This is a genomic window from Paenibacillus sp. Negev47 (assembly GCF_058313655.1).
This window is the reverse complement of record NZ_CM177754.1, coordinates 5,220,432-5,234,798: the sequence shown is the minus strand read 5'-3', so window position 1 is coordinate 5,234,798 and position 14,367 is coordinate 5,220,432. Positions and strand designations below refer to the sequence as shown.

At 47.6% G+C, this 14,367-nt stretch carries 14 protein-coding genes; 9 read left to right on the top strand and 5 right to left on the bottom strand.

Annotated elements, in window-relative coordinates; genetic code table 11:
• Positions 1–23: 23 nt before the first annotated feature.
• The 3 genes from AC4G47_RS23690 (at position 24) to AC4G47_RS23680 (ending at position 3,087) form a co-directional block, all read left to right on the top strand.
• Positions 24–932, top strand: coding sequence for an ABC transporter ATP-binding protein (locus AC4G47_RS23690; RefSeq protein WP_491103005.1), 909 nt, complete (start codon positions 24–26; stop codon positions 930–932).
• Positions 925–1,716, top strand: a complete 792-nt coding sequence (locus AC4G47_RS23685) for an ABC transporter permease (RefSeq protein WP_491103004.1) — start codon at positions 925–927, stop codon at positions 1,714–1,716. Before AC4G47_RS23690 ends, AC4G47_RS23685 begins: the two co-directional genes overlap by 8 nt.
• Before the next feature lie 297 nt (positions 1,717–2,013).
• On the top strand, positions 2,014–3,087 hold the full coding sequence (locus AC4G47_RS23680) for an AI-2E family transporter (protein WP_491103003.1): 1,074 nt from the start codon (positions 2,014–2,016) through the stop codon (positions 3,085–3,087).
• A 140-nt stretch (positions 3,088–3,227) separates the two neighbouring features.
• Here the strand turns inward: AC4G47_RS23680 and AC4G47_RS23675 are convergent, their stop codons facing one another.
• On the bottom strand, positions 3,228–4,574 hold the full coding sequence (locus tag AC4G47_RS23675) for a hemolysin family protein (protein WP_458125691.1): 1,347 nt from the start codon (positions 4,572–4,574) through the stop codon (positions 3,228–3,230).
• A 366-nt stretch (positions 4,575–4,940) separates the two neighbouring features.
• Between AC4G47_RS23675 and cls the strand changes: the two genes are divergently transcribed.
• Together cls and AC4G47_RS23665 are read left to right on the top strand one after the other, a co-directional pair.
• Positions 4,941–6,380 (top strand): cardiolipin synthase, encoded by a 1,440-nt coding sequence (gene cls / locus AC4G47_RS23670; RefSeq protein ID WP_491103002.1) that lies wholly within the window; start codon positions 4,941–4,943, stop codon positions 6,378–6,380.
• 348 nt (positions 6,381–6,728) lie between these two features.
• A complete protein-coding gene (locus AC4G47_RS23665) occupies positions 6,729–7,637 on the top strand; it encodes a YitT family protein (protein WP_458125693.1) in 909 nt (302 codons plus the stop codon).
• Between the two features lie 55 nt (positions 7,638–7,692).
• On the opposite strand, the gene ligD is transcribed toward AC4G47_RS23665, so the two are convergent.
• The 4 genes from ligD to ku form a co-directional block, all read right to left on the bottom strand.
• Entirely contained in the window at positions 7,693–8,583 is an 891-nt protein-coding gene (gene ligD / locus AC4G47_RS23660; RefSeq protein ID WP_491103000.1) for a non-homologous end-joining DNA ligase, read from the bottom strand.
• 37 nt (positions 8,584–8,620) lie between these two features.
• Positions 8,621–9,571, bottom strand: a complete 951-nt coding sequence (locus AC4G47_RS23655; protein ID WP_491102999.1) for an ATP-dependent DNA ligase — start codon at positions 9,569–9,571, stop codon at positions 8,621–8,623.
• A 243-nt stretch (positions 9,572–9,814) separates the two neighbouring features.
• Positions 9,815–10,684, bottom strand: coding sequence for a VOC family protein (locus AC4G47_RS23650; RefSeq protein ID WP_491102997.1), 870 nt, complete (start codon positions 10,682–10,684; stop codon positions 9,815–9,817).
• A 315-nt stretch (positions 10,685–10,999) separates the two neighbouring features.
• Positions 11,000–11,911: a non-homologous end joining protein Ku gene (ku, locus tag AC4G47_RS23645; RefSeq protein ID WP_491102995.1), complete on the bottom strand. Its 912-nt coding sequence runs from the start codon at positions 11,909–11,911 to the stop codon at positions 11,000–11,002.
• Between the two features lie 407 nt (positions 11,912–12,318).
• Between ku and AC4G47_RS23640 the strand changes: the two genes are divergently transcribed.
• From AC4G47_RS23640 to tsaB, 4 genes are all read left to right on the top strand, one after another.
• On the top strand, positions 12,319–12,615 hold the full coding sequence (locus AC4G47_RS23640) for a hypothetical protein (RefSeq protein WP_491102994.1): 297 nt from the start codon (positions 12,319–12,321) through the stop codon (positions 12,613–12,615).
• Between the two features lie 4 nt (positions 12,616–12,619).
• Positions 12,620–12,796, top strand: coding sequence for an H-type small acid-soluble spore protein (locus AC4G47_RS23635; RefSeq protein WP_491106775.1), 177 nt, complete (start codon positions 12,620–12,622; stop codon positions 12,794–12,796).
• 220 nt (positions 12,797–13,016) lie between these two features.
• Entirely contained in the window at positions 13,017–13,499 is a 483-nt protein-coding gene (gene tsaE / locus AC4G47_RS23630) for a tRNA (adenosine(37)-N6)-threonylcarbamoyltransferase complex ATPase subunit type 1 TsaE (RefSeq protein WP_491102992.1), read from the top strand.
• Positions 13,499–14,350, top strand: coding sequence for a tRNA (adenosine(37)-N6)-threonylcarbamoyltransferase complex dimerization subunit type 1 TsaB (tsaB, locus tag AC4G47_RS23625; protein ID WP_491106774.1), 852 nt, complete (start codon positions 13,499–13,501; stop codon positions 14,348–14,350). The genes tsaE and tsaB overlap by 1 nt, the downstream gene beginning before the upstream one ends.
• The last annotated feature ends 17 nt before the right edge of the window (positions 14,351–14,367 follow it).

Sequence of the window (14,367 nt, the reverse complement as noted above, 5' to 3'; positions counted from 1 at the left end):
TCGTCCATGAAGGAGGGGATTGAATGCAGCAGGAGCCGGTCGTCCGGATTCAGGGCGTCAGCAAAATCATATCCTCCCGATCATTGGTCAGCGACCTGACTCTGGATATTTCTCCGGGGCAGGTTTTTGGTTTTTTAGGACCTAATGGTGCGGGGAAAACAACGACGATTCGAATGATGGTTGGACTGATGTCCATCAGTAAAGGTGACATTTTGATCTCGGGTCACAGTGTGAAGGATGAGTTTGAACAGGCGGTAGCCCAGGTAGGAGCCATTGTGGAAAATCCGGAGATGTACAAGTTTCTGACCGGGTACCAGAATCTCGTTCACTTTGCCCGCATGTCGCCGGGAGTTACGAAAGAACGGATTGCGGAAACGATTGAACGAGTGGGGCTTACGGCTCGGATTCATGATAAGGTCAAAACCTACTCCCTGGGTATGCGCCAGCGTCTGGGTGTCGCACAAGCGATATTACATAAACCGAAGCTGCTTGTTCTGGATGAGCCGACCAATGGTCTGGACCCCCAGGGCATACGGGAACTGAGAGATTATTTGCGTCAGCTTACCCAAGAGGAAGGTCTTACGGTCTTCGTATCCAGCCATCTGTTGTCGGAGATGGAACTGATGTGTGATACCGTGGCCATCATCCAGAACGGCAAGTTGATTGATGTAAGAAACCTTCGGGCTGAAGCCGGTTCGGATGCATTAATCGAAGTTGCTTTTGAGCTGAATGATGCTGACCGCGCTGCGGATCTGATTCAGGGTGCTACCGTACAGGGCAATGTCCTGGTGATGCGGGTGTCTCGTGAGCAGATTCCAGATATCAATGCCAAGCTGGTTAGCGAAGGGTTTCAGGTATACGGTATTCGTAACGTGACTCACACCCTGGAAGAACAATTCTTGCAAGTAACTGGGGGTGGAGGCATTGGCTAGTTTCGGTAATCTGATATTGAATGAAAATATGAAAATTTTCCGTCGTCCTCGTACCTGGATCATGTTATCGATTCTGGCGCTGATCTCGCTGTTAATGCCAGTGTTACTTCGAGAAGGAATGGGGTCCAATGAAGTCTTATACTGGGAAGCGGCTGTGACGACCATCCAGATTACGTTTTTCCTGAACACGATCTTCTGTGTCGTGATTGCAGCGGAATCGGTCGCAGGCGAATTCACCTGGGGCACCATTAAGCTATTGCTAATCCGTCCATGGTCACGAAGCAAAGTTCTCGCTTCCAAATACCTGACTGTAATTGGCTTTAGCATTTTGAGTACATTGCTGGTCATCGTGATGGCGATGTTAACGTCCTATATTCTTTTCTCGCATGATGCTCCGGGTGGAAGCAGTAGTCCGGCTACGAATGCTCTGACGCTATGGGGATATCTGTACGTTGATCTGTTCATTACGCTTGCGATTGCGTTCATGGTGTCCTCCGTATTTCGTTCAGGCGCACTTGCGATTGGATTATCCCTGTTCATTATGTTCTCACAAAGTATCTTCTCACTCATATTCAATCCAGACCGTTATGAGTGGGCCAAGTATGTTCTATTCAACAATATGGATCTTAGCAAATACATGACCTCCGGGGCGGATTTTGCGCTAATGGGTGGCTCGAGTGCAGGAATGACGCTTGGTTTCTCCATTGCAGTTTTGGCCGTGTATTATGTTATTTTCATGGTGATTTCCTGGGTAGTATTCAGCAAAAGAGATGTGGCAGGCTAACGCCTGCTTCTTTTTTTTGTTCCCATTCTGCTTTGTGAAGAAAAAAGTGTATATTCAGAATCGGCTGTGGCATGACTGTCATTTAAGGGTACTTAGTATCAGTAGCGTTTTTCATAATTCGAATTTCACCGCTCACGGGTACAAGATATAGATGAATAGGATCATTTCGATCTTTATCTTGCTGATTGGAAGACGCTCAGGGGATTTATGAAAAAAGCTCTCATAAGTAAATGACTAGATATACATATCACCGCCGCAGTCACTTTGGCAGAGCAGCGCATGGAGGGATCACGTTTCTTGATAAATAACAAGTTCTACCGCATATGCACAGCGATTATTCTGCTGCTGCTCATCGTGTATCTGGGGGATAAAGTAAACTTTATTTTCAGACCCTTGACCTCACTGATTCACATCATCATCATTCCGCTACTGATTGCTGGTTTTTTCTATTATCTGCTGCGCCCGCTCGTCGATTATATGGAAAGGCATAAGATCAAACGTGCATTGTCGGTTCTGATTATTTATGTCGTGATTGCATTAATGCTTGCAGGTTTCAGTGTGCTCGTATGGCCTTCCTTGCGTGAACAACTGATGAATTTTGTGGAGAATGCTCCAGCGTTGGTTGCTTCGCTCAGCGATCAGTTGGCTGGACTTGAGAATAATCGTTTTGTCTCCAAGTATCTGCCGAAGGACTCCGATCTGTTCGCGCGATTATCGGATTATCTGAGCCAAGGAATCACTCAGGTCACCGATTATGTCTCCGGGTTATTCTCGGTGGTATCCAATCTGGTTATTATCCTGGCAACGTTCCCGATCATGCTCTATTACATGCTCAAGGAGGGAAGCAAGTTTGGGACGAATCTAACCTTGTTATTGCCGAGACATTATCGCAAGGATGGAGAAGAAACCGTTCATGAGATCGATGAAGCACTAAGCAGTTATATCGTCGGCCGGGTTATTGTTAATGTAGCCTTGGGGATTCTGATGTACATCGGTTTTCTCATTTTAGGTTTGCCTTATGCATTGTTGCTGACCGTCGTGTCCATTATCCTAAACTTCATTCCTTATGTGGGAGCTTTGCTGGCAGCTATCCCGGTTGTTATTGTCGCGTTTATTGAATCACCTTCGATGGCGATCTGGTCACTGGTCATTATTGTGATCGCACAGCAAATTCAGGATAACCTGATCTCACCTTACGTCTATGGCAAGCAGCTCGATATTCATCCACTGACTACCGTTATCTTGCTCCTCGTAGGTGCCGATCTGGGAAATATCTTGGGCATGATTATTGTTATTCCGTTATATATGATTCTGAAAATTATAGTTCGCAGAATCCATTATCGGATTGTCGAGGATAAGACGGAACTCTGAATGGAATGTGTAATACAACTCTGAGATGTGTCTCCACTAATGTTTGCTCTTGAATCACATAATATATAATAAGAAGAGCACTTACCCATGTAGGCAAGTGCTCTTCTTTCTTATATATAAAGTTGCTTTATTTAGCCCAACTATGCCTTTTTCTCATCTTCATCGGTGTAATCAGACATGGTCAGTGGTTCCTTGGGAACAACGGCCACTTTGTAGAACCGATTCTTGTCTTTTTCCAGCAAAACAAAGATCAGATTCTCGAACTCATATTCTTCCTGTTCGTTCATCTCGGGACGATGGCTATAGAGCCATCCGCCAATGGTATCCCACTCATCTGCATCCAGGCTGGACATGAACATGTCGTTTACCTTCGATAAGGAAACCTTGCCATCCATAATGACATAGTTCTCATTGATGACCTGGATATCCTCCACTTCGTCTGCGTCGAACTCGTCGCGGATCTCACCAACAATCTGCTCAAGTACATCCTCGATGGTTACAATTCCGGAAGTTCCTCCATATTCGTCGACCAGCACGGCGATGTGTACGCCATCCTTCTGCATTTTCTTGAGCAAGTCCTTCACAGGAGTTGTTTCGTGAACAGCAGATACAGGCTGAATCAGGGAAGACAGATCGACAGGTTCATCATTTCCGTAAAGTTCCAGGAAGAATTGCTTCGTATTAATGATACCGATAATATCGTCCTTACTCTCATTAACTACTGGAAAACGGGTATATTGCTCTTCACGAATGATCTCTAGGTTTTCCTCGTTCGTTCTATTCACATAAAGGCAGACCATATCGGTCCGGGGTACCATAATTTCTTTGGCTAGCATCTCATCAAAAGCAAAGATCCGGCTTACATAACCGAACTCGGCTTGGTTGATTTTACCACTTTCAAAGCTTTCATTAATAATGATCTGCAACTCTTCTTCGGAGTGTGCATCTTCATGCTCGGAAGCAGGTTTGATTCCGAACAGTTTCACCAGTTGGTTCGCTGAGCCGTTTAACAGCCAGATAAAAGGATACATAATTCGGTTAAACCAGATGATAGGTGTAGACGTCAGCAGTGCAACAGTCTCGGCTTTCCGGATTGCAATCGTTTTTGGAGCGAGTTCACCAACCACAACATGCAGATACGTGATGGAAGCAAACGCGATAACAAACGATAAGAATGAAGAAACCGCCTCAGGAATTTGCATGCTTTCAAACACAGGGTGGAGAATCTTCTCTACCGTCGGTTCACCCAGCCAACCCAGTCCCAGAGATGTGATCGTGATTCCAAGCTGGCAGGCGGACAAATATCCGTCCAGATTGGCAACGGCTTGTTTAACAGCCAGCGCACGCTTGTTTCCTTCTGCAATCATTTGGTCGATCCGGCTCGGTCGAACCCGTACCAGAGCGAATTCCACTGCAACAAAAAACGCCGAAAGTCCTATCAAAAACGCAACCAATACTAAATTTAACGCATACCTCTCACTTTCCATTCACTGCTCTTCTCCTTTAGGTAATAAGTTTTTAACGAGTATTATATCTAATTTTACGTAAGAAGACCACCTCCCGACAAAGAAAAGAGGAAGAGTCTGGAAGCTAGATTGAGCAGATTGCTGTTACCATGCGGTTCTGTTCCATCATTAATTTGATATGTAGAAGGGAACACAGTCAGAATATACAACCAAGGAGTAGAAATTACGATTACCAGAATCAAGTATTCCGCGTGCTTATGTAAAGTTTTATCTAAGTAAACGTTACGAACAGGGCTTACATTGGGTATCTATGATTAGCTGTAGGTTTAATCGTCAAAGCTGTGTAAGTGAGGAAAACGAAGAGATTGTCACCAAGGGGGAAGCCGAATGTTTTGGCTGGTCATCATATTAATCATATTCATTTTTCAGGCAGCCACCATTTTAATCCTGGAGTTCAGGAATCCGTCAAAAGCGGTGGCCTGGCTATTTATATTGTTTTGTGTACCTCCAATTGGTTTTGTTGTGTATTACTTTGTGGCACAAGACTTTAACAAAAGAAAAAAGGTTCGTAAAGCAGGGTCGAGAATTTTCAGAGAGATTCGGGAAACCATTTGGGAACAGGCTCACATTGTGGAAAAGGCAACAGACATGCCGGAGAATCGCTTTCTGCACCAACAGCGGTTATTCAATCTGTTGTCTCATCTGTCGGAAAGTCCTATAACGGGATGCAGCCGAAGCCGAGTGCTAACCAATGGCAGAGAGGCCTTCCCAGCCATGCTGAAGGAGATGGAGAAGGCGAAGCATCATTTGCATGTGGAATTTTACATCTTTCGGGATGATGCCATCAGTACCAAGTTTAAGGAAGTGATGATCCGCAAGGCACAGGAGGGAGTCAGGGTCCGGTTTATCTGTGATGGATTGGGGAGCCACAAAATGAGCAGGGGATTTATTCGTGAACTCCAGGACGCTGGAGTTGAATTCCATTACTTTCTTCCTCCACTGATTGCCACGATTGATCGAAGGGTCAATTACCGGAATCACCGTAAAATTATTGTCGTGGATGGAAAGGTTGGATTCGTGGGCGGCATTAATGTGGGGGATGATTACCTTGGGAAATACCCGAAGGTAGGATTCTGGCGGGATACACATGTGCAGCTTGAAGGCGACGCTGTATATTTCCTGCAAAACACATTTTTGAACGACTGGAAGCTGGCTTCGGGTGAGCAGATTACTAAATCCCAACTGATAGATCTCTTTCCGCCGCATATATGCAGTGGCCAGGAGCGAATTCAGATCCTGGCCAGTGGGCCTGATCAGGACTGGGATGCCATTCAGGAAATGTGTTTCGGTGCCATCTCCGTAGCCTGTGATCGCATCTATATTACGAGCCCTTATTTTATTCCGGATCCAGCACTGTACGAAGCACTCAAAACCGCAGCTGTCAGCGGTGTAGACGTTAAAATTATTATTCCATACCAGTCTGATTCACGTCTTGTTCATCTCGCATCCGTCTCCTACGTGGAGGAATTGCTTCTGGCAGGGGTAGAGTTTTATCAGTATCGAAAAGGATTCATACACGCCAAGGTCATGATTGTGGATGAACTGCTCGCCAGCGTAGGGACAGCCAATATGGATATGCGCAGTTTTTTCTGCAACTTTGAACTGACAGCCGTACTATTTGAGTCCTCCTCGATGGATCGGCTGGTGGCGGATTTTGAACGTGATCTTTCAGTATCCAGCAAGATCGACCTAAAGGTTTTTCAGGGCCGCTCACGACGACAAAAAGGGGCAGAAATACTATCTCGGATGCTTTCTCCGCTTCTTTAGCTGATTTAGGCCAGATTTCTGAAGGTAAGTTCACTTTTTGTGAATTTATCTTCTTTTTGCTAACTATTTTGCTCAATTTTGATCTTTTATGATATAATAGATATATAAATCATGTCTTGGCGAAGGAGGGGAGTCTGCGGGAAAACAGGCTCCCTTTTGCTCTCTTTTGAAAGTGTAAACCGGAATTAAGACAATCTTGAATCCATTTCATATAGCCTTTAGGTGCTTGTGCTCGTACTGACAGGGTACGTATAGAATCCATTTTTTGTTCTCTATATTAAGTTCCCCGTGGAGTATTTAAATGATTTATGAAATGGATTCACATACTGATCCAACGGGGGGGATACCATGTCCAATGTAACGGTTAAAGAACTGACATCCAAGCCTGACCGGGGCGTCAAAAGCTCGGTGTTTACATTAAAGTTGCTGCAACGTATTGTGATGATTCTGATTGGTGCTGCACTGATGGCTGTATCACTTGAAATATTCCTTGTGCCCAATGGCGTCATTGATGGGGGAATTACAGGGATTTCGATTATGGTGTCAGAGCTAACGCATCTGCCGCTCGGAATATTCCTGACCTTGCTCAACTTGCCATTCCTGATTCTGGGTTACAAACAGATTGGTAAAACATTTGCGTTATCAACCCTGCTCGGGATCGTGGTGATGTCCATAGGAACTGCATTGTTGCACCGCGTGCCTGCATTAACACCAGGGGAGCCATTGCTTGGCGCTGTATTCGGCGGATTGATCCTGGGTGTGGGGGTTGGACTCGTGATTCGTTCTGGTGGTTCGCTGGACGGTACGGAGATTGTGGCCATCCTGCTTAGTGAGAAGTCACCTTTGTCTGTAGGACAGATCGTATTGTTTATTAACGTATTTATTTTCGCAGGAGCAGGATTTGTATTCGGCTGGCCGAATGCCCTGTATTCCATGATTGCATATTACATTGCGATGAAGATGATTGATATCGTGAATGAAGGACTTGACCAGTCCAAATCGGTATGGATCATTAGTGAGAAGTATCGTGATATCGGCTCAGCCCTGACAGACCGTCTTGGTCGTGGTGTAACTTTCCTTGATGGAGAGGGCGGATTCAGCGGGGACGAGAAGAAGATCATTTTTGTCGTAATTACCCGACTGGAAGAAGCGAAGCTGAAGACCATCGTTGAAGATTGGGACCCGCAAGCCTTTGTGGCTATCGGTAACATTCATGATGTGAAGGGCGGACGTTTCAAGAAAAAAGGCATCCATTAGCGATGTTCATACGCATGAATGATAATAGCCGGCACCCTTGTGATGAGGGGGTCGGCTATTTTTTCTTCAAGTGCTTGAGGATATGCTCAACGGGTTGGGGGTCTACTGCTGCGATCAAATCGCCCGTTGTATTCAGTCGTTCAATAATGTTCATCAGATGATAATCCTGAATGGAGACGTTGTTACGTACCTCATCCCAAGTCAGTGGAGTAGAGACAGTGGCGCCGGATTTGGCGCGTGGTGTATAAGGGGCTGCCAGGGTTTTGCCACCGTAATGCTGAAGGTAGTCAAAATAAATCCGGTCTCCACGGTCCTTTTTGAGTCGTTCCAGTGTGAACAGATCCGGGTGCTTCTGAGTGACATATTTGCCTACAAAATAACCGATATCCCGCAATTCATCAAAGGTTACACCTTGAATAATCGGAACGATGATCTGAACGCCTGTGGCACCTGAAGTTTTGGGAATGGACCGCAGACCAAGGGAAGTCAGGGTTTCGCCAACGATGAGTGCAGCTTGCATGATCCGGGGTTCATGTTCCTGAGAGGGGTCCAGATCAATCATCCATTCACAGGGCAGAGTGCTTCCGATCGCATGCAAGGAAGGATGGAATTCAAGTGCAGCCAGATTGCCAAGCCATAATAATTCGGGTAGTCCATTCATGACCACATAGCGGATACCGTCATGTACTTCAGTCCGAACATAATCCGGGACAGGCTCAGGGGCATTCTTTTGATAGAAAAATGTCCCTCCAGCGCCGTGAGGATACCTTATGGTGGTGAGCAGTCGATTGCTTGTATACGTGAGCAGATAGGGAGCCAGGGCAGCCAGCTTTTGCAGATAGATGGCTTTGGTGACACCCGCATCCGGCCATAACAGCTTGTCCGGGTTCGTGACCGTTAACTCAGTGCCTTCTATTATGATGGTTCCTTGGATCTTGGGGGCCATAACAGAACACCTCCTATATGTGTAATTGATCTCTTCATCATGGAAGAAGCTGGTTCGCCAGGCAATCCTCGCGGGTTACATCCGCGAAGGTCTGAATACTCGGATGACGCAATGTGCGATGATGTGTAAGTTCCATATATTGAACTTTCACACCTATTCGTGGTTCAACCCAGGTAGTCTCCGCACTGCGCTCGGGTATATTATGGAATGGCCTGTCCTGCCTGATCAGAGGTTCGATCTGATGCGTAAGTTCCCGCCAGGTATTGGAGTTCAGCTTGCCAGTCCCGACATGACCAATATAGACAAAATCAGGCCCATCATATACACCAATCGCAACGGCATTCACGATACCGCTCCGGTAAGTGACACCCCCGATCATGGCATATACATCATGCATGATTTTGACCTTCTGCCAGCGCTGATCCTTGCCTTGAATGCCATAGCTGCTTGTTAGATCCTTGCAGACGATTCCTTCCATCTGGTGCTGTCTCATGACCGTAAGCAGGGAAGCCGCATCAATTGTATTCGTCACCTCTTGAACATGTGGAGCAGCGTTGAGAACCTCGTGCAACAGACGTTGTCGATCGGCCAATGGCTGATCTGTGACCCACTTCCCCTCATAGAACAGGATATCAAATACCATATAAGTAACCGGAATCTGATGTACGGCTTGGGCGATGCCTTCGGGTCTGCTCATACGATCCCGCCGCAGAACATGATAAAAAGAAGGTTTTCCGGTGTCCGGGTCCAGTGCAATCACTTCTCCATCCAGAATATACGAGGAACCGGAGCATAGATTACGTGGTGTTACCAGTTCGGGATATTGTGCGGTTCTTTCATGTAATCTGCGGTTCACCAGGCGTAGCTCCTGCCCGTCCTCATAGGCAAGCATGCGAACGCCATCCCACTTGACCTGGGCAATCCATTGCGGTCCTGTGGGTAAGGTATCCCGGGATATGGGTTCGAATGGAATCAACGGTTTGAACATGGAGAACTCCTTTCTCGTCCGGAGCATTAGAGAAGCGGACAGCCTATACATCATACGTTTTTTCGATTATCCATATTTTTTAATCTAACTTGTCGGAGTAGTCGTTAGGATGCACTAATGTGGACAGTCTTATAAAAAGCGAACTAAAAAGCCCGGGTATCCGATCTCTCTGTGATGTGGAGAAATCAGGTACTCGGGCTTGTGTTATGAAATTATTCATAATGATAGTGTGTGCTAAAAAAATCAATTCGCAGTTGTTAGACGTACACGGATGTTCTGTGGATCTACTGTAAACCAGGTATCCTCCACTTGTGTAACGGCTGCGCCGGATTGACGCAATTGTTCAAGTGCCTGTTCAACTTCTTCCTTTGTGGCGTAAACAATGGTGAAGTAGTCAATTCCTGTAGCGTTATCCGGATTGACAGGTGCATTCGATCCTGCCCAGATGTTGAGTCCCAGATGGTGATGATAACCGCCTGCGGAAACAAACAGCGCAGACATGTTGGCGAAGTTGCCCACGATATCGAAACCAAGTACACCGGTGTAGAAGTTGCGTGACTCTTCCAGGCTACGGACATGGAAATGTACGTGACCAATGACTGTGCCAGTAGGCAGCCCCTGCCAAGGTTCATTCTCCGATAGGGCAAACAGACTTTCTACATCTACAGGATCACTTGCCATCACGTAATTATTGTCGCTATCCCGTTTCCAGGTATCTCGTGCCCGGTCAGCATAGATCTCAATCCCGTTCTGGTCGGGATCGGAGATATAGAAGGCTTCACTGACGAGGTGATCGCCTTGTCCAATCTCAATACCGGATGCAGCCAGATTACGAAGAGCGAGACCCAGAGACTTACGGTCCGGCAGCAGGATGGCGAAATGATACAAGCCAGCGTGTGAGCGTTCAGGCAGGGTAATTCCATCCGTCAATTCTTCCAATCGCAGCAGAGACTGTTTTCCGTCGGCTGTCAATGTAGCTACTTTGCCACTCCGCTCCAGCAATTTCAAGCCAACCACATCGGTATAAAACTGGATCGAACGGTCAAGGTTCATAATTCGTAGACTCACTTCACCCAGATGGGTCGTGGCAGGGATTTGATATGCAGTATTCATGGTTGTTTCCTCCTGATTATTAGATAATATGGCTAATCCTTTGGTTCGTATATGAGTTGAAATTGGATTGTTGGATTGCACTTGACTGAAGTAAAATGCAGATTAACTGTATATTCATAAATAAGTTACTTTTCATAAGTTAATATAAAATATAAATCACCTTTCGTCAATCGTATTTGCAAATATAGCTGACGTTTTTATTGACAAGAATTGTTCTAATTAGTTCCGTAAAACAAAAAAATCCGACTGCGAAGCCGGACCTGAGTTGAACTCATTACATGGCATATAACGGAATCGTTCTTGCCTAAGCGACAATCAAACCTTTGGTTTGGGTGTGGCCTTTTTTCTTTTGGCTGGAGCAGGTGCATCGGATTCTCCCCCGGCAACAGCTTGAGCAGGTGCTTTTTGCGGGGCACGTTTCTTGGGCTTGGCGGTTGTTGTCCCAGGGTCAGCTGGAATGGGCTTCACAGCCTCAATGCTTGCCTGCAATGCTGCCATCAAGTCCATCACATTGGCTTCAGGTTTGGCTGGAGCAATCTTGATTTCTTCGCCTGCCACTTTGTGCTGAATAAGATCCAGCAGTTTGCTGCGATAGTCATCGGTGTATTTACCGGGTTCAAAAGGCGTGGACAGTTGGTCAATCAGCAGCTTTGCCATCGTGAGTTCCTTCTCATTCACAATCTGCACTTCTGGCAGGTTGGGCACCTGGGAGACAGGACGAATCTCGTCCGGATAGAAAATCGTCTCCATGGACAGGCAATCTTCCAGCACACGTATGGCAGCGAGACTGCTCTTCGAGCGAATGGAAATTTTAGCTATGCCAATTTTGCCTGTATCTCTCATGGCATTCATTAGCAACTGATAGGCATTACCTCCAGCTTGATCGGGCGACAGATAATATGTTTTTTGGAAATAAATCGGGTCAATCTCATTTAAGTCCACAAAATCGAGAATGGTAATGGTTTTGCCGGTGGAATCATTTAAAGCTTCCAATTCTTCTTTCTCGAAAAGTACGAACTTTCCCTTTTCATATTCATAGCCTTTGGTGATCTCTTCCCACTTCACATCCACTTCACAGGAGGGACATTGACGAACATAAGCGAGCGGACTGCCGCAGACTTTATGGATGTAGCGCATGGAGATGTCTTTGTCTTCGGTAGCCGAGAACATTTTGACAGGGACATGCACAAGGCCAAAACTGATTGCACCTTTCCAGACGGTATGCATAGGACGGCTCCTTTCGAAAGGTTGTTCAAAAATTCCGCTTTTGATTACGAATCATGTCTGGCGGCATGATCAGCATCGAATATGAAATTCAGCCGAAATAAGCGGGAGGCTTACGAAGTATGTTTCCTTTCGAAACATTGTAGCTGCTCACGTAGTTTGCCTACGCTCCGTTGCTCCATTTCTAGCTTTATTCCATCTTCTCGGTACTGAAAACCGGAATTTTTGAACACGGATTTATATTCAATAGTATGGGCATCTGGCGCGAGGGATAATCGTCTTATGGACGAATGAATTCGTATGGTTCGGCGAGACTCGGGGATGATAACAGAAACATGCTTGAATTCCGACAGGAAGATGGGCATGGGATAGGTAGTCATTCTCGCAGCACATATGCCGGGAGGTGCAATATGAAGAACAGACGGGATGAGGAAGAAGGACACAAGCATGCATTTTCTCCATATCCTCTTGCCGAAGCCGAAAGCGCTGAAGAATTCTATACACCCGCTGCTGCAGTGAATTGGGAAGCGGTGACATCAGAAGAACTGCCACTCGACCGGGAGTCGTTCATGCTCGATATTGACCGGATGGTGAATGAAGGTCTTGGAGGCGGTCAGGTCACGGAGGACAACGGTTATATTGGTGATAGCACAACAGACGCCATGATTAGGGAAAACCACGAAGATCCGGAAGGGGAGTATGAATAAGATGATGGATGTGAAGCGCGCCAAAGCGATCTATGATTCGAAGGATACCATTGCCGTTACGCTGGAAGGTGATCCGGTCTGGATCGAGAGTGTGGATGAAGCGAATGGCATGGCAACCGTTCAGGTGGGCAGTAACCCGGGAAATACCCATACGGTACGTGTGGATCGCTTGGAGGAGTAGTGACAGGTAGCTGCAGCGGTGGAGAAATCATTGAATGAATGTAAGCTAAAAGATGCGCATCACATGGCCGGTACCTAGAGGTGCCGGTTTTTTTGTTGTACCCGTTAACGAACGTTTGCCATCCGCTTGTTTCCTTCGATGTTGCGGGGGAAGAAAGGGACCGATATAATAAGGTTCAAAGTGATCTCAGGCGGCTGGACCGCCAAAGGTGGGGCGTATATTGAATCAGACGCACGAGCAGTGGGTGTATCAATCCCATGGCATTGCAGATACAGAATTGCTCGCGTCCGCACTCGCCAAACAGGCAAACGCCGGTATGGTGATTGCTCTGGATGGTGATCTGGGCGCGGGAAAAACGGCATTTTCACAGAAATTTGCCTGGCATTTGGGTGTACGTGATGTGGTGAGCAGTCCCACATTTACGTTAATTAAGGAATATGAAGGGCGCCTGCCCTTGTATCACATGGATGTATATCGCATTTCGCTGGAAGAAGCGGATGAGCTTGGACTTGATGAATATTTCTATGGAGCTGGAGTGAGTCTCGTGGAATGGTCGAGTATCATTCCCGAATTACTGCCGCAAGAGCACTTGCATGTGCAGATTGAAACAACGGGCTTAGAGGATCGAACGATTACACTGGATGGGTACGGCGAGACATATGCAGCCATGTGCCGACAGTTCAGACAGAATGGAGTCAAATGATGATGGAAGATTTACGAAAAGAGCCGCGTCAGCGGTTTTTGGCGTTGGATACGTCCACCGCAGTGATGGCAGCTGCGATGATGGAGGATCATGCGCTTCTGGAAGAACGCAATGAACGGGCCGAGCGTAACCATTCGGTACACGTTGTACCGGTGATGGAGCAGCTGCTGGCTGCCAGCAGCACACAGCCAGGTCAGCTTGACGGCATTGCTGTCGGCATCGGCCCAGGCTCGTACACGGGCATTCGCATTGCGGTGACCGCGGCGAAGACACTGGCCTGGGCGTGGGACATCCCCGTAGCCGGGGTGTCCAGCCTTCAGGCCATCGCCTGGGGCGGCTGGCACAGCGGCCTCGCCGCCAAGGCAGAAGCTGCGGCAGAGGATGCCGCAGCAGGGGCTGGCGGAACGCCATCCGCGGACCAGGGCAGCACAGGTGCTGCCCCTGTCCACTGGATCGTTCCGCTCGTGGACGCCCGGCGCGGTCAAGCATATACCGCGCTGTTTGCCTCCGCCGGGAGCGATGCGCCCCGGCGTCTGGCGCCTGATGCCATCCGCAAGATGGACGGATGGCTGGAAGCCCTCGCCGCCCGCATGGCGGAGGTGGCGCCGGAAGAGCGGCCCGCAGCCGTCTGGATCGTCGGCGACACGGGCCCGCATGCTGCGGCAGCGGCGGAGCTTCACTGCCCCGCAGGAACGGCGCTCCAGCTCGTACCTTATGAGCTGGAAGGCCGCTGGGTTGGGCGCCTTGGCGCCGCCGCGCTGCTTGCAGGTCAGCGTGATGACGTGCATGCGCTGGTGCCGAACTACACCCAGCTGTCTGAAGCAGAAGCCAATCTGCTGCGCAAAGACTGAAGGGGGAGGGGAAGCAG

Bases quoted from the DNA above. Each gene is read 5' to 3' on its own strand.
- AC4G47_RS23690 (WP_491103005.1), top strand. From the start codon at position 24: ATGCAGCAGGAGCCGGTCGTCCGGATTCAGGGCGTCAGCAAAATCATA.
- AC4G47_RS23675 (WP_458125691.1), bottom strand. From the start codon at position 4,574: ATGGAAAGTGAGAGGTATGCGTTAAATTTAGTATTGGTTGCGTTTTTG.
- cls (WP_491103002.1), top strand. From the start codon at position 4,941: ATGTTTTGGCTGGTCATCATATTAATCATATTCATTTTTCAGGCAGCC.
- AC4G47_RS23665 (WP_458125693.1), top strand. From the start codon at position 6,729: ATGTCCAATGTAACGGTTAAAGAACTGACATCCAAGCCTGACCGGGGC.
- ligD (WP_491103000.1), bottom strand. From the start codon at position 8,583: ATGGCCCCCAAGATCCAAGGAACCATCATAATAGAAGGCACTGAGTTA.
- AC4G47_RS23655 (WP_491102999.1), bottom strand. From the start codon at position 9,571: ATGTTCAAACCGTTGATTCCATTCGAACCCATATCCCGGGATACCTTA.
- AC4G47_RS23650 (WP_491102997.1), bottom strand. From the start codon at position 10,684: ATGAATACTGCATATCAAATCCCTGCCACGACCCATCTGGGTGAAGTG.
- ku (WP_491102995.1), bottom strand. From the start codon at position 11,911: ATGCATACCGTCTGGAAAGGTGCAATCAGTTTTGGCCTTGTGCATGTC.
- AC4G47_RS23640 (WP_491102994.1), top strand. From the start codon at position 12,319: ATGAAGAACAGACGGGATGAGGAAGAAGGACACAAGCATGCATTTTCT.
- AC4G47_RS23635 (WP_491106775.1), top strand. From the start codon at position 12,620: ATGGATGTGAAGCGCGCCAAAGCGATCTATGATTCGAAGGATACCATT.
- tsaB (WP_491106774.1), top strand. From the start codon at position 13,499: ATGATGGAAGATTTACGAAAAGAGCCGCGTCAGCGGTTTTTGGCGTTG.